The sequence below is a fragment of the Blastococcus sp. CT_GayMR19 genome (assembly GCF_004570385.1).
Classification (GTDB): domain Bacteria; phylum Actinomycetota; class Actinomycetes; order Mycobacteriales; family Geodermatophilaceae; genus Blastococcus_B.
On sequence record NZ_SPQL01000002.1, the window covers coordinates 343,902 to 357,832 of the forward strand.

Genomic DNA, 13,931 nt, shown 5'->3' on the forward strand with positions numbered 1-13,931 from the left:
CACCGCGGCCAGGAGCCGTCCCCCTGTCATGCGGAGCGGCTGCGTCGCGCCTGCGCGGAGCCCTCCGGGCTCCACTCGGCGCGACAGAACAGGCTGGCTCCCCTATTCGGCTTCCACCGGGACGACCTGGCGCGCCTCGGCGAAGTGGCAGGCGGCGGGGTGACCCTGGCCGCGGTCGATCAGCGCGGGGATCTCGACGGCGCAGACGTCCTGCGCCTTCCAGCACCGCGTGCGGAACCGGCAGCCCGAGGGCGGGTTCGCGGGGCTGGGCACGTCGCCCTGCAGGAGGATCCGGTCCTTCTGCCCCCGCAGCGCCGGCTCGTGGAGGGGAACGGAGGACAGCAGCGCCTGGGTGTAGGGGTGGGACGGTGCGCCGTACACCTCGTCGTCGGTGCCCTCCTCGACGACGCGGCCGAGGTACATGACAGCCACGCGGTCGGAGATGTGGCGGACCACGGACAGGTCGTGGGCGATGAAGAGGTAGGAGAGGCCGAAGTCGTCCTGCAGGTCCTCGAGCAGGTTGACCACCTGCGCCTGGACCGAGACGTCGAGCGCCGACACCGGCTCGTCGCAGATGATGATCTCCGGCTGGAGTGCGAGCGCCCGTGCTATGCCGATGCGCTGGCGCTGGCCACCGGAGAACTGGTGCGGGTACCGGTTGACGAAGTCGGGGTTGAGCCCGACCCGGTCCATCAGCTCCTGGGTGCGCTTGAGCCGTCCCTTGCGCGGGGCGATGTCGGCGTGCACCGACCAGCCCTCCGCGACGATGTCGCCGACGGTCATCCGCGGGTTCAGCGAGGCGTACGGGTCCTGGAAGATGATCTGGACCTCGCGGCGGTACTGCTTGAGCGCGCGGCCGCCCATCTTCGCGACGTCCCGGCCCTTGTAGAGGATCGATCCGTCGGTGGGCTTCTCCAGCGCCACCAGCAACTTCGAGACGGTGGACTTCCCGCACCCGGACTCGCCCACCAGGCCGAGGGTCTCGCCGCGGCGCAGGGTCAGGTCCACGCCGTCCACGGCCTGGACGTGACCGACGGTGCGCCGGAAGACGATTCCCTGCGTGAGCGGGAAGTGCTTCTTCAGGCCCCGGATCTCCAGCAGCGGCTCGCCGGGCGGGGGCGCCGGCGGCAGGGCGGAGCCGACGTCCGAGGCCTCGGACGCCGCGGTGGCTCCGGTGAACTCAGACACCGAGCACCTCCTCGCTGTAGTGGCACGCTGCCTCGCGGCCGGGGACGACCAGGCGCAGCGGCGGGCGGTCGACGGCGCAGTCCCGACCAGGCAGCGCCGCTGCGCCGAGCCGGCGCCGCGCGCAGCGCGGGTGGAAGGGGCAGCCGGAGGGGATCTTCGCCAGGTTCGGTGGCTGGCCGGTGATCGGCTGGAGCCGACCACCCTTCACCTCGACCTGCGGCACGGACTTCATCAAGCCCTCGGTGTACGGGTGCGCCGGCCGGGTGAAGACGTCGTCGACGGTGCCCCGCTCGACGATCCGGCCCGCGTACATGACCGCCACGTTGTCGGCCACCTCGTTGACGACGCCGAGGTCGTGGGTGATGAGCACCAGGCCCATCCCGGTCTCCCGCTGCAGGTCCTTGAGCAGGTCCATCACCTGCGCCTGGACGGTCACGTCGAGGGCCGTCGTGGGCTCGTCGGCGATGAGGATCTTCGGGTCGAGCGCGATCGCCATCGCGATCATCACGCGCTGCCGCATACCGCCGGAGAACTGGTGGGGGTAGTCGTTCACCCGCTGCGCGGCCGCCGGGATCCGCACCCGGTCCATGAGCTCGGCGGCCAGGCGCTTGGCCTCCTTGCGGGAGGTCCCCCGGTGCGCGCGGAACATCTCACCGATCTGGAATCCGACGCTGTACACGGGGTTCAGGGAGGACAGCGCGTCCTGGAAGATCATCGAGATGCCGGGACCGCGGATCCGGCGCCGGTCCTCGTCGGACATCGCCAGCATGTTCCTGCCCTCGAACAGGATCCCCCCGCCGCCGATCACGGCCGGCGGCGTGTCGAGGATGCCCATGATCGCCTGCGCCGTGACGGACTTGCCCGATCCGGACTCGCCCAGGATGGCCAGGGTCTCGCCGTGGGAGACGGTGTAGCTGACGCCGTTGACGGCGTTGACGACGTTCTCCCGGGTGCGGAACTCGACGTGCAGGTCGTCGACGTGCAGCACCGGGGCGCCGGCCACGGCGGTGGACTCGGGGTAGGACGAGAGATCAGGTGCGGTCACGAGCGCTGCCTCGGGTCGAGAGCGTCGCGCAGGGCGTCGCCCATCATGATGAAGGCCATCACGGTCAGGGTCAGGATGATGCTGGGGAAGAACACCAGGTGCGGGGCCGTCCGGAGCAGGGACTGGCCCGCGTCGATCTGCAGGCCCCAGGAGATGGCCGGGCGCTGCAGTCCCACGCCGAGGAACGTCAGCGTCGCCTCGGCAGCGATGAGCACTCCGACGGTGATGGTCGCGTAGACCAGCACCGGCGCCACGGCGTTCGGGAGGATGTGCCGGACGAGGATGCGCCCGTTCGACGCCCCCATCGCCCGGGCGGCCGCGACGTAGTCCGAGCTCTTCACCGCGATCACCTGGGAGCGGACCAGGCGCATCGCGGTCATCCAGCCGAACGCAGCGAGCGCGATCGCCACCGCCACGACGCCGCGGCCGAGGCTGCCGGTCCGCAGGATCACCAGCGCACCCAGTACCAGCGGCAGCGCGTAGAAGATGTCGGTGACCCGGGACAGCAGGCTGTCGATGACGCCCCCGAAGAAGCCGGAGACGGCGCCCACGATGACGCCCAGCACGAGGATGACCAGCACGGCCAGCGCACCGATGATGAGCGAGTTCCGTGCGCCGAAGACCACGTTGGCCAGGTAGTCGCAGCCCTGCTGGTCGAAGCCGAACCAGTGCTCGCCCGACGGCTTCTGCTTGCTGTTGGCAAGGTTGCAGGCCCGCGGATCCGCTCCTCGCGCGAAGACGCTCGGGAACGTCGCCATCAGCAGGAAGAGGACGCCGAGGACGGCGCCGATCCAGAACAGCCGGTTCCGCTTGAGGTCGCGCCACGCGTCGCTCCACAGGCTGTTCTGCCGGGCGTCGGTGACGTCCACCGAGGGCGCCGCGAGGCCGGTCGTCGTCCCGGCCTCGACCTCGTCATGGCGTCGGTCGGCCTGCTGCTGGTCAGTCATAGCGGATCCTCGGGTCGAGGACGGCGTAGAGCACGTCCACGACCAGGTTGAAGAAGATGAAGAAGAAGACCATCAGCGTGACGATGCCGACGACGACGGCACCCTCCTGCTGGCGCACGGAGTCGAAGATCGCCCGGCCGACCCCGGGCAGGTTGAAGACCGACTCGGTGACGATCGCGCCGCCCATCAGGTTGCCGATGTCGGCGCCGATGAAGGTGACCACCGGGATGAGGCTGTTGCGCAGCGTGTGCCGCACGACGACGGTGCGGTTCGGCAGACCCTTCGCCCTCGCCGTCCGGACGTAGTCCGCGCGCATGTTCTCGGCCACGGAGGTGCGGGTCAGGCGGGCGACGTAGGCCAGCGAGCCGGAGGCGAGCACCAGGCCCGGCAGCAGGAAGCTGTACCACCCCTCACCGAGCCCCGAGATCGGGAACAGGCCCAGCTGCAGCCCGAAGACGTACTGCGCGACGAAGGCGAGCACCAGGATCGGGATGGACACGATGAGGGTGCTCGACACGAGCACGAGGTTGTCGAGGAAGCCGTTGCGCCGGATCCCGGCGAGGACGCCGGCGATGATCCCGATGACGGCCTCGAACAGGATGGCGACCAGGGTGAGCTGCGCCGTGACCGGCAGGCGCTGACTGATCGTGTCGATCACCTGGCGGCCACGGAAGTCGGTGCCCAGGTCGCCCTGCAGCAGGTTGCCGACGTACTTCCCGTACTGCACGACCAGCGGGTCGTTGAGGTTGTACTGGGCCCGCAGCTCGGCCACCACCCCGGGCGACAGCGGGCGATCTCCGCCCAGGGCCCGGATCGGGTCGCCGGGGAGTGCGTAGACCATCGCGAAGATGAGGAACGAAGCGCCGATCATGACCGGGATGGCGAGCAGCAGGCGGCGCGCTACGTAGCGGCCCATGTCCCCCCTCGGGTGTGTGCGCCGGCCTTGTGGGCCGACGCCGGTTCCATCGTGCCCGGTGCGGGGCACGCGTGCCGCCGGGGGCGACCGTCCTGGTAAGGACGGCGCCCCCGGCGGTGTGGTGCGGGTGCTGCTAGTGCGTCAGCCGACGACCCGGACGGCCGCGGCGTCGATGCGACCGAAGGCGTCGATGATCACGTTCTCGACGTTCTCCGAGTGTGCCCCCTGGTTCAGGCGGTAGAACAGCGGGGCCGAGGGGAAGTCCTCGAGGAGGATGTCCTCCGCTGCCTGGTAGGCCGCGATGGCGTCCTCGTCGTTCGAGGCCGAGTTGCCCTCCACGAGCAGCGCGTCGAACTCCGGGTTGCTGTAGAAGGTGTAGTTCGACCCGGCCGGCGGGAGCGCGGCGGAGGAGTACAGCGGGCCGAGGAAGTTCTCGGCCACCGGGTAGTCCATGACCCACGCGTCGCGGAACGGACCGGTCATGCCCTTGGCGTCCTTGAGGGGCAGGAACTCGGACTGCTGCAGATCGCCGCGGAGCTGGAACTCCACGTCCAGGTTCTCGCGGATCTGGTTGCCGACCGCCTCCATCCAGCCCTCGTGGCCGGCACCGGCGTTGAACCAGAGGTCCACCGGCTGGCTGCGGTCGAAGCCGGCCTCGTCGAGCAGGCTGTTGGCCTCCTCCACGTTGAGCTCGCACACCTCGCAGGCGTCGTCGCGGTGACCCTTGACGACCGGGCTGATGAACGACGTCGCCGGGGTGCGGGTGCCGTTGAAGATGGCGTCGCTGATCGCCTGCCGGTCGATCGCCATCGAGAACGCCTTGCGCACGTTCGGGTCGGCGAACCGCTGGTCGTAGGTCGGGAAGCCGAGCGAGGTGATGTCACCCTGCGCCGTCTCGATGTAGCGGTCACCGAACTCGTCGGGCGCCGAGGCGATGGCGTCCGGCGGCAGCGTGTCCATGATGTCGACCTGACCGCCCTGCAGGTCGGTGTAGGCGGTCTCCTGCTCGGCGTAGACCACGTACTTGACCGAGTCGGCGTTGGCCGGCTCGTCGCCGGCGTACTCCTCGTACTTGGTCAGCGTGATGCCCTCGTCGGGAACGAAGGGCTCGTCCGCCTGGAAGGGGCCGTTGCCGATCGGCTGCTCGCCGAAGCCCTCGGGGTCCGCGAAGAAGGCCTCGGGCAGCGGGAAGAACGCGGTGTACCCGACGGTGGTCGGCCACTGGGCGTACGGGGAGGTCAGTTCGACCTCGAAGGTGAGGTCGTCGACGACCCGCAGGCCGCTCATCTGCTCGGCGACCGGCGGCGCGATGACGACGTCGTTGTCGTCGGTCTCCGCCTGCAGGTCGCCGTAGCCGGCCACGTTGGCGAAGAAGTAGGAGTTGCCCTGCGCGTTCGGGCTGTACGCCGTGTAGTTCCAGGCGTCGACGAACGACTGCGCGGTGACGTCGGTGCCGTCGTGGAAGGTCCAGCCCTCGTTGAGGGTGACGGTCCAGGTCTGCTTGTCGTCGGACTCGATCGACGCGGCCACGCCGCTGAAGACGGCCTCGTTGGTCTCGGCGTCGTACTGGACGAGACCGGTGAACAGCGAGTCGAGGACCTGCCCACCCTCGGTCTCGTTCGTGTTGCCCGGGACCAGCGGGTTCTCCGGCTGGCCGATGTACATGCTGAACGTGCCACCGGCCTGTTCGGCGGCTTCGCCCTCGCCGCTCCCCTCCTCGTCGCTGCCGCCACAGGCGGTCATCAGCAGTGCGGCGGCGACGGCCGTCGCGACGAGCGAACTGTTGCGCTTGCTGAACTTCACGTGCAAGGCCTCCCTCAACCCGCGTTCGCGGGGGGAACGGACAGGTCGATCCGCGCCCATGACAGGGCTGGCGGACGACTGATTGGTCACGATCTGAGCGCACCGGGAAGACAGCCGTCTCCCTGCTACGACGAGTGGACCCTAGGCACCCTGCCGGAGGGGTGTCCAACCTCGTCATCGAGTTGTGACCTGCACCAGCGCCATCTGTGATCAGGCGCAACTTCGTCCCCACCTGGCCCCGCAGAACCGCCGTCTTTCCGCTGTTGAGCCGAAACCGCCGGATGGTTTCCGGTGGGGTGGATGAGGCGCGTGTCAATCGGTGATCTTCCGGGTATGGGCGCTCAGCACACGTCACCGTCAGCAGAGGAGAGCGCCACATGAGCGGCATCGACAAGATGAAGAACAAGGCCGAGGAGCTCTCCGGCAAGGGCAAGGAAGCCGTCGGCGACGCCACGGGCGACCGCGACCTGCAGGCCGAGGGCCAGGCGGACCAGGCCTCGGGCAACATCAAGCAGGCCGGCGAGAAGATCAAGGACGTCTTCAAGTAGGCCGCTCCGTCCTCGACCACGACGGACGCCGCTCCCCCGGGACGGCGTCCGTCGTCGCGTCCGGGACCTTCCCGCTTTCGGTACCGAAAGCGGGAGCCGCCGTCGCCGCTTCCGGTACCGAAAGCGGGTCAGCCGGCCAGGAAGGGCAGTCCGAGCTCGCGGGCGATCCGCGCGACGACCGCATCCAGGTCGCGGAGGTCAGGGCCGCTGAGCCGGATGACTCGCCATCCCGCCGCGATCAGGCGGTCGTAGCGTCGATCGTCCCGGCGGATCTGCAGATCGTCGAAGTGGTAGGCACCCTCGTACTCGACGACGAGGCGGCTCTCGGGCCAGGCGAGGTCGACGCGGCCCAGGAACTGACCGGCCTCCTGGACGTCGTACTGCGGCACCGGCGCAGGCAGTCCCGCCCGGGCGCACGCGACCCGGACCCACGACTCGGGCGGACTCTCGCTGCGCCCGTCGACGAGAGGGAGCACCTTCGCCACCCGCCGTGACCCCCACCGTCCCTTCGTGGATTCGACGAGACGGCCCAGAGCAGGGGCGCTGAGGTGGCCGGCACGCACCATGCCGTCGAGCAGGGCGACGGCCGTGGCCATCGGTTCGATCGCGCAGATCTCCCACGCTGTCCGCAGCGGCGTCGTCAATCGGACCGCGCCGCCGTCGTCCTCCATGACCACCGTTTCGGACCGAGCCACGTGCCTCCGGTGGACGCGCACACCCCTGGGACCGCGCCAGGCGGTGTCAGGAGGGACCACCGCGAGAACAGGCTCGGTCGGTCCCGCGAACGGAGCACCGAACCAGGCGGCGGCTGATCTGCCCCCGAGCACGGCAGTCGCCGGCATCACCAGCAGCGCTCCTCGCGCATACAGCCGATGGTCAGCCGGGAGCCGCGGATCGGCGTAGACGTTGTGGAGGAGGCGCCGGTACAGACCCGACTGCAGTTGATGCCGGGTGACCGCACCCTCCGCAACGGCGTGAGAGCCGACGAAGACGCCATGAAGTCCCCGCCTCGATGAGTTCACGCCGCAAGGGTGGGGCACGGCCGGCCTCGGCCCGGGCCGCTGTCCACAGGCCCGCACCGTCGGACGCCCCTCCCCCGCTTTCGGTACCGAGAGCGGGCGCCTCAGCCCGCGCTTTCGGTACCGAAAGCGGGAAGTGGGGGTCAGGGGCGGGCGAGGAGGGTGCGGACGGCGGGAAGGAGGGGGCGGTCCGCCGCGATCCAGTCGAGGCCCTCCAGCTCGCCGGCCCCGAGCCAGCGGATCTCCCCGTGCTCGTGCGCGACCGGCCGGCCGGCCGCGATCCGGGCACTCCACAGGCGCAGCGTCGAGACCCCCGGTGCGCCGCCACCGACCACGCCGTCCAGGAGCACCTCGCCGAGGAACGACTGCGGCACGATCGCCACCCCGAGCTCTTCCTCGATCTCGCGCGTCAGGGCGGTCAGGTCGGACTCCCCCGGCTCCACCTTGCCTCCGGGGAACTCCCAGCAGCCGTCGTAGGGACCGCCCGAACGCTGCGCCACGAGCACGCGCTCTCCGTCGACGATCGCGGCACCGACGACCTGCACCACGTCCAGCGCCCGACGCGCGGCGGCCGCGGCGTAGGCGTCGAGGTGCGCCTGCATCGCACGGAGGATGCGCCGGCGCAGCACCAGCTGGTCGAACAGGCGGCCCAGCACACCGGGCAGGCCCGTGTCCCAGTCGACCTGCTCGTCGACGAGCGTGCCCTCGCCCGTGGCGGAGAACCGCCGGGAGTGGGTCAGCCAGCGCCAGCCGGTCCCTGGGCCGACGGCGTAGACGTCGCGCACCGGGCGGGTCGAGACGATCTCCTCCAGCGGCGCCCCCCAGGGCCGGCCCAGAGTCCTCGCCACGTCGAACGCCACGGTCAGCGGCGCCTCCACCAACGTGGTGAAACGCAGCCGGAACACGGTGCGAGCCTCCCAGACGCAGGCAGGATGGGTCCGTGCGCATCACAGCCCGGGTCGACTACGCCGTCCGTGCGGCCATCGAACTCGCGGCGGCAGCGCCGGACACCCTGACCGCCGACCGGATCGCCACGGCGCAGGGCATCCCCGCGCGCTTCCTCCAGGCGATCCTCGGCGACCTCCAGCGCGCCCACCTCGTGACCAGTCAGCGCGGTCGCGACGGCGGGTACCGGTTGGCGATCCCGGCCTCGGAGGTGTCGATCGCGCGCGTCATGCGCATCGAGCAGGGCTTCCTCGCCGAGGTGCACGGCCAGCGTCCCGAGGACGTCGCCTATCCGGCCGCCGCCGCCGAACTGGCGAGCGTCTGGGTGGCCGCCCGTGAGGCCTACCGCCGGGTGCTGGAGCAGGTCACCCTCGCCGACGTCGTCTCCGGCTCGCTGCCCGCACCCGTGGCGGATCTCGTGGCCATGGACAGCGCCTGGCGGTCGTTCGGGAACGTGCCCGCCGGCTGAGCGCAGCGCTCCGGGACACTGGCCGTCATGTCAGCTGTGCAGCCCCCCGGCGTCACCGTGTTCCTGACCGGCCTCTCGGGTGCGGGCAAGTCCACGATCGCCGACGCACTCGTCGCCGGGCTGGAGGCGGAGGGCCGGCCGGTCACGGTTCTCGACGGGGACGTCGTCCGCACCCACCTCTCCAGCGAGCTGACCTTCTCCCGCGAGCACCGCGACCTCAACATCCGGCGGATCGGCTGGGTCGCCGGCGAGGTGGTGCGGCACGGCGGCACGGTCGTCGTCGCCGCCATCGCGCCGTACGAGGCCGCCCGCGAGGAGGCCCGGCGACTGGTGGAGAAGCACGGCCGGTTCGTCCTGGTGCACCTGGCCACCCCGCTCGAGGTGTGCGAGCAGCGCGACGTCAAGGGCCTCTACGCCAAGGCCCGGTCCGGGGTGATACCGGAGTTCACCGGCGTGAGCGACCCGTACGAGCCGCCCGCCCGCGCCGAGGTCGTGATCGACACGTCGGTCACCCCGCTGCCGGAGTCGGTGGCGCGGATCCGTGCGGCGATGGACGCCTGAGCCCTCCTCCGGAGAAATCCGGCCCGGCGGGCGGGTGTGGCACCATAGACCACGTGACCGACCGCGGCAGCCTCCTCGTCGCGCGTCTGCACATCGACCTGGCGCTCGTCTCCAGCGCCGCCTGTCGCGCTCAGCGCTGAGCCCGGTCCCCCGCGCGGTCGCCGCCGCGCCCCCGATCTGCAGCGCCCCCTCCGCCCGGCCGGCTGCCGAGCGGGCGGCGAGCGCAGGAAGAAGTCCCCCCGTGACCTCCCCCCGCACCAGCACCCGGCCCCCGCGTCGCGACGCAGCACCGCGTGGACAGGGTCAGTGGGCCCTGGGCTACCGCGAGCCGCTCAATCCCAACGAACGGATGAAGAAGGACGCCGACGGGCTCACCGTCCGTCAACGGATCCTCGACATCTACTCGAGGACCGGCTTCGACGGCATCGACGCCGGTGACCTCCGCGGCCGGATGCGCTGGATGGGCCTCTACACCCAGCGCGCGCAGGGCATCCCCGGCGGCAAGACCGCGCTGCTGGAGCCGGAGGAGCTCGAGGACTCCTACTTCATGATGCGGGTCCGCATCGACGGCGGGCAGCTGACCAGCGAGGCGCTGCGGGTCATCGGCGGCATCAGTACGGAGTTCGGCCGGGACGTCGCCGACGTCACCGACCGGCAGAACGTGCAGCTGCACTGGATCCGCATCGAGGACGTGCCCGAGATCTGGCGGCGGCTGGAGTCGGTCGGCCTGTCGACCACCGAGGCCTGTGGCGACGTGCCCCGCGTGATGCTCGGCTGCCCGCTCGCCGGGATCCTCGAGGACGAGGTCGTCGACGCCACCGACGTCCTCGCCGACACCGTCGCGAAGTACGTGGGCAGCCCCGAGTTCAGCAACCTGCCCCGCAAGTGGAAGACGTCGATGTCCGGCTGCGTGGACCACTGCACGGAGCCGGAGATCGACGACGTCTCCTTCGTCGGTGTCGTGAACGAGGCGGGCGAGGCCGGCTACGACCTCTGGGTCGGCGGCGGGCTGTCGACCAACCCGATGTTCGCCCACCGGATCGGCGTCTTCGTGCGGCCCGACCAGGTCACCGACGTCTGGGCGGCCGTCACGTCGATCTTCCGCGACTACGGCTACCGCCGGCAGCGCAACCACGCGCGGATGAAGTTCCTCATGGCCGACTGGGGTCCGGAGAAGTTCCGTCAGGTGATGCAGGTCGAATACCTCCACGAGGCGCTGCCCGACGGCCCCGCCCCCGCGCCGGCCAAGCACGACCAGCGCGACCACGTCGGCGTCGCGAAGCAGAAGGACGGCGCCAACGCGGTCGGGTTCGCGCTGCGCAGCGGCCGGATCAGCGGCAGCCTGCTCACCCGCATCGCCCACCTCGCCGACGAGTTCGGCGCCGGCCGCATCCGGACGACGACGCAGCAGAAGCTGGTCATCCTCGACGTGCCGGACGAGAAGGTCGAGGACCTCGTCACCGCGCTCGCCGAGCACGACCTGCAGGTCCGGCCGAGCGCGTTCCGCCGCGGAACGATGGCCTGCACCGGCCTGGAGTTCTGCAAGCTGGCGATCGTCGAGACCAAGCAGCACGCGCAGGACCTCTACGCGGAGCTGGAGAAGCGCCTGCCCGACTTCGACGTGCCGATCGGCATCAACGTCAACGGCTGCCCGAACAGCTGCGCCCGGTTCCAGACCGCCGACATCGGGTTCAAGGGCTCGATGGTCCGCGACGCGAACGGCGAGATGGTCGAGGGCTTCCAGGTGCACCTGGGCGGGCACCTCGGCGTCGAGGCCACCTTCGGCCGCAAGTTCCGCGGGCACAAGGTGACCAAGGCCGAGACCGCGGACTACTGCGAGCGCGTGCTACGCGGCTTCCAGGAGCGCCGGACGCCCGGCGAGTCCTTCGCCGCCTATGTCGGCCGCGCCGAGGAAGCCTGGCTGCTCTGACGTGAGCGAGGACCAGCCCGCGGGAAGGCGCCGGCAGCTGCCGGTGTTCCACTGCCCGTACTGCGGCGACGAGGAGCTGACCCCGCACGGGGAGAGCTCCGACGCCTGGCGCTGCGGCGCCTGCCTGCGGGCCTTCTCGGTCCGCCTGATCGCGACGGGAGTGACGGAGTGACGATCGCCATCCGGCCGACGCCGACGCCTGAACTGGCTGCCGATGCCGACGCCCGGTTCGAGGGCATCTCCGACCCGGTCGAGCAGGCCCTCGCCGTCCTCCGCTGGGCCGGGGACACCTTCGGCCCGACCTTCGCGATCACGTCGTCCATGGCCGACGGCCTGCTGGCTCACCTGGCCAGTCGCGTGATCCCCGGGGTCAACGTCGTCTTCCTGAACACCGGCTACCACTTCGCCGAGACCATCGGCACGCGGGACTGGATCACGTCCGCCCTGCCGATCACCCTGGTCGACGTGCAGCCGCCGACCACCGTGGCGGAGCAGGACGCCGAGTTCGGCCCGAAGCTCTACGAGCGGGACCCCGATCTCTGCTGCTCGCTGCGCAAGGTCCAGCCGCTGGCCACGACGCTTGCCGGGTACCTGGCCTGGGGTTCGGGCGTCCGCCGGGACGAGTCGCCGACGCGCGCCGGCACGCGGCTGGTCGACTGGGACGCCAAGCGCGGGATGGTCAAGGTCAATCCCATGGCTGCCTGGACCCAGGACGTCGTCGACGCGTACGTCACCGAGCACCAGGTGCCGGTCAACCCGCTGTTCGAACTCGGCTACGGCTCGATCGGCTGCGCTCCCTGCACGCGTCCGGTCGCCCCGGGCGAGGACCCGCGCGCCGGCCGCTGGGCGGGCAAGAACAAGATCGAGTGCGGCATCCACACCTGATCACAGCTCCGCTGGGGAACCCGAGCGGCTCCGCCGTGCAGCCGTCCTGACGAGGGGCAGGATGAGCTCATGCCCCGCCCGCCGCGCCTGTCCCCCGACGAGATCGCCGCCGCACTGCATGGGCTGCCGCTGTGGTCCGGCGACGGGGACGGCCTGCGCCGGACCGTGGAGCTGCCGAGCTTCCGGGACGCCGTGGCCGCCATCGCCGCGATCGCGGACGTCGCCGAGGACTTGGACCACCACCCCGACGTCGACCTCCGCTGGCGCACGCTGCACCTGACCCTGGTCAGTCACTCGGCCGGCGGGGTCAGCGAGCTCGACCTGGAACTCGCCCGCCGCATCGACGCCCTGCTCCCCGGTTGATACAGCCGCTGTAACGGACTTTCCGCGCGGAACGTCCTGGGGCGAGGCCGGCCTCTCGGCGCGGAAGTCCGGTTCAGGCCTCGACAGGGAGGACGAGCAGGCGCAGCAGGCGGTCGGCCTCGGCGTCCGGGTCGTCGGTGAGTCCGGTGTGCACCGCCCCCGGCTGGACGACGGTGCTCCGCGGCGCGGTGAGCCAGCGGAAGCGCGAGCCCAGCGCCTCCCGCCCTGCCGCACCCGCAGCCGGGTCTGCCGCGCAGACGTCGGCCGCGGCCCGCAGCGCCCGCCCGATCGCGTCGGCGTCGGCGGTCGGGTCCAATGCATACAGTCGCTGTACGTCGAGGTGCACCCGCGAGCCGAGGTAGTCGCGCTGCCGGCAGTAGACCAGCACCCCGGCGTTCAGCGCCTCGCCCCGCTCGACCCGCGGAACCACCCGCAGCACCGCGTACTCGAAGGTCTCCTTCGTCATCGCTGCGTGACCCCCTCGGGCGGTGGCGGGCCCAGCCAGGCGGGCCGGTTCTCCCCGCGGGGCGCCCGTCGGCGGCCCTTCCCCCCGGTCGCGGCCGCGGCGACCAACCCCGGCAGCCAGGCCTCCCGCGCCGCCAGCCGGGCGAGCAGCTGCGCGACGTAGCGCTCCCGGCTCGCATCCGCGACGCCGTCCTCGAGCCAGTCGTCGGGCACCTGCGCCAGCACCTCCTCGAGCAGCCGCCGGGTCACCCGCGGCGCCAGCGCGGCGTCGGCGGCCGGCACGTCCGGCTCGCACTCGATCAGCGCGTGCGCCGCCGCGTCGTAGGGCCGGTCGACGGCGGCCGCCGCACCCGGCCAGGAGTGGTGGAAGGTCAGCGCCGCGCCGTGGTCGATCAGCTGGAGCCGGCCGTGCCAGAAGAGCATGTTCGGGTTGCGCCAGGAGCGGTCGACGTTGCCCACCAGGGCGTCGAACCACAGCACGCGGCCGGCGAGGTCGGGGTCCACGCCGTCCGCCCCGGCCTCGAAGTCGAGTGCGCCCGGCAGGTAGTCCAGGCCCAGGTTGCGTCCGGCGGAGCGCTTGAGCAGCTCCTGCACCTCGACGTCCGGCTCCCCGACCGCCAGCTCGGGTGCGACGTCGACGGTCACCAGCCGCGGCACCGGCAGCTCCAGGGCGCGGGCCAGCTCGGCGCAGACGACCTCGGCGACCAGCACGTTCACTCCCTGGCCGGCGGCCCGCCACTTGACCACGTACGTGCCCAGGTCGTCGGCCTCCATGAGCCCGGGCAGCGAGCCACCCTCGCGCAGCGGGGTGACGTACCGGGTGGCGGTGACGGCGGTCAGCACAGTG

At 71.2% G+C, this 13,931-nt stretch carries 16 protein-coding genes; 7 read left to right on the forward strand and 9 right to left on the reverse strand.

Annotated features, from left to right (window positions below):
• Positions 1–102 precede the first annotated feature (102 nt).
• The 5 genes from E4P39_RS04350 to E4P39_RS04370 form a co-directional block, all read right to left on the reverse strand.
• On the reverse strand, positions 103–1,131 hold the full coding sequence (locus tag E4P39_RS04350; protein ID WP_245159645.1) for a dipeptide ABC transporter ATP-binding protein: 1,029 nt from the start codon (positions 1,129–1,131) through the stop codon (positions 103–105).
• Positions 1,132–1,180: 49 nt separating this feature from the next.
• The gene (locus E4P39_RS04355; protein ID WP_135135139.1) at positions 1,181–2,233 is read right to left on the reverse strand and encodes an ABC transporter ATP-binding protein; all 1,053 of its coding nucleotides are present in this window, start codon (positions 2,231–2,233) and stop codon (positions 1,181–1,183) included.
• Positions 2,230–3,180 (reverse strand): ABC transporter permease, encoded by a 951-nt coding sequence (locus E4P39_RS04360; RefSeq protein ID WP_135135140.1) that lies wholly within the window; start codon positions 3,178–3,180, stop codon positions 2,230–2,232. Before E4P39_RS04360 ends, E4P39_RS04355 begins: the two co-directional genes overlap by 4 nt.
• Positions 3,173–4,096 (reverse strand): ABC transporter permease, encoded by a 924-nt coding sequence (locus tag E4P39_RS04365; RefSeq protein ID WP_135135141.1) that lies wholly within the window; start codon positions 4,094–4,096, stop codon positions 3,173–3,175. Before E4P39_RS04365 ends, E4P39_RS04360 begins: the two co-directional genes overlap by 8 nt.
• Before the next feature lie 141 nt (positions 4,097–4,237).
• A complete protein-coding gene (locus tag E4P39_RS04370; protein ID WP_209306333.1) occupies positions 4,238–5,899 on the reverse strand; it encodes an ABC transporter substrate-binding protein in 1,662 nt (553 codons plus the stop codon).
• Between the two features lie 377 nt (positions 5,900–6,276).
• Between E4P39_RS04370 and E4P39_RS04375 the strand changes: the two genes are divergently transcribed.
• On the forward strand, positions 6,277–6,447 hold the full coding sequence (locus tag E4P39_RS04375) for a CsbD family protein (RefSeq protein ID WP_135135142.1): 171 nt from the start codon (positions 6,277–6,279) through the stop codon (positions 6,445–6,447).
• Between the two features lie 128 nt (positions 6,448–6,575).
• Here E4P39_RS04375 and E4P39_RS04380 read toward each other — a convergent pair whose 3' ends face one another.
• Both E4P39_RS04380 and E4P39_RS22575 read right to left on the reverse strand, forming a co-directional pair.
• Positions 6,576–7,142, reverse strand: a complete 567-nt coding sequence (locus E4P39_RS04380; protein ID WP_167761577.1) for a DUF559 domain-containing protein — start codon at positions 7,140–7,142, stop codon at positions 6,576–6,578.
• 467 nt (positions 7,143–7,609) lie between these two features.
• A complete protein-coding gene (locus E4P39_RS22575; RefSeq protein ID WP_135135144.1) occupies positions 7,610–8,371 on the reverse strand; it encodes an NUDIX domain-containing protein in 762 nt (253 codons plus the stop codon).
• A 35-nt stretch (positions 8,372–8,406) separates the two neighbouring features.
• Here E4P39_RS22575 and E4P39_RS04390 point away from each other — a divergent pair, with 35 nt between their 5' ends.
• The 6 genes from E4P39_RS04390 to E4P39_RS04415 all read left to right on the forward strand — a co-directional run bounded on the left by E4P39_RS04390 (position 8,407) and on the right by E4P39_RS04415 (position 12,619).
• Positions 8,407–8,880, forward strand: coding sequence for an Rrf2 family transcriptional regulator (locus tag E4P39_RS04390; protein ID WP_135135145.1), 474 nt, complete (start codon positions 8,407–8,409; stop codon positions 8,878–8,880).
• 27 nt (positions 8,881–8,907) lie between these two features.
• On the forward strand, positions 8,908–9,441 hold the full coding sequence (gene cysC, locus E4P39_RS04395) for an adenylyl-sulfate kinase (protein ID WP_135135146.1): 534 nt from the start codon (positions 8,908–8,910) through the stop codon (positions 9,439–9,441).
• Between the two features lie 241 nt (positions 9,442–9,682).
• Entirely contained in the window at positions 9,683–11,371 is a 1,689-nt protein-coding gene (locus E4P39_RS04400; protein WP_135135147.1) for a nitrite/sulfite reductase, read from the forward strand.
• 1 nt (position 11,372) lies between these two features.
• Complete coding sequence (locus E4P39_RS04405) at positions 11,373–11,543, forward strand: hypothetical protein (RefSeq protein ID WP_209306355.1); 171 nt, start codon at positions 11,373–11,375, stop codon at positions 11,541–11,543.
• Positions 11,540–12,256, forward strand: a complete 717-nt coding sequence (locus tag E4P39_RS04410; protein ID WP_135135148.1) for a phosphoadenylyl-sulfate reductase — start codon at positions 11,540–11,542, stop codon at positions 12,254–12,256. Before E4P39_RS04405 ends, E4P39_RS04410 begins: the two co-directional genes overlap by 4 nt.
• A 69-nt stretch (positions 12,257–12,325) precedes the next feature.
• Complete coding sequence (locus E4P39_RS04415; protein WP_135135149.1) at positions 12,326–12,619, forward strand: 4a-hydroxytetrahydrobiopterin dehydratase; 294 nt, start codon at positions 12,326–12,328, stop codon at positions 12,617–12,619.
• Positions 12,620–12,692: 73 nt separating this feature from the next.
• On the opposite strand, the gene E4P39_RS04420 is transcribed toward E4P39_RS04415, so the two are convergent.
• Both E4P39_RS04420 and E4P39_RS04425 read right to left on the reverse strand, forming a co-directional pair.
• The gene (locus E4P39_RS04420) at positions 12,693–13,085 is read right to left on the reverse strand and encodes a DUF3037 domain-containing protein (protein ID WP_135135150.1); all 393 of its coding nucleotides are present in this window, start codon (positions 13,083–13,085) and stop codon (positions 12,693–12,695) included.
• On the reverse strand, positions 13,082–13,927 hold the full coding sequence (locus E4P39_RS04425) for a HipA family kinase (RefSeq protein WP_209306334.1): 846 nt from the start codon (positions 13,925–13,927) through the stop codon (positions 13,082–13,084). Before E4P39_RS04425 ends, E4P39_RS04420 begins: the two co-directional genes overlap by 4 nt.
• Positions 13,928–13,931 lie beyond the last annotated feature (4 nt).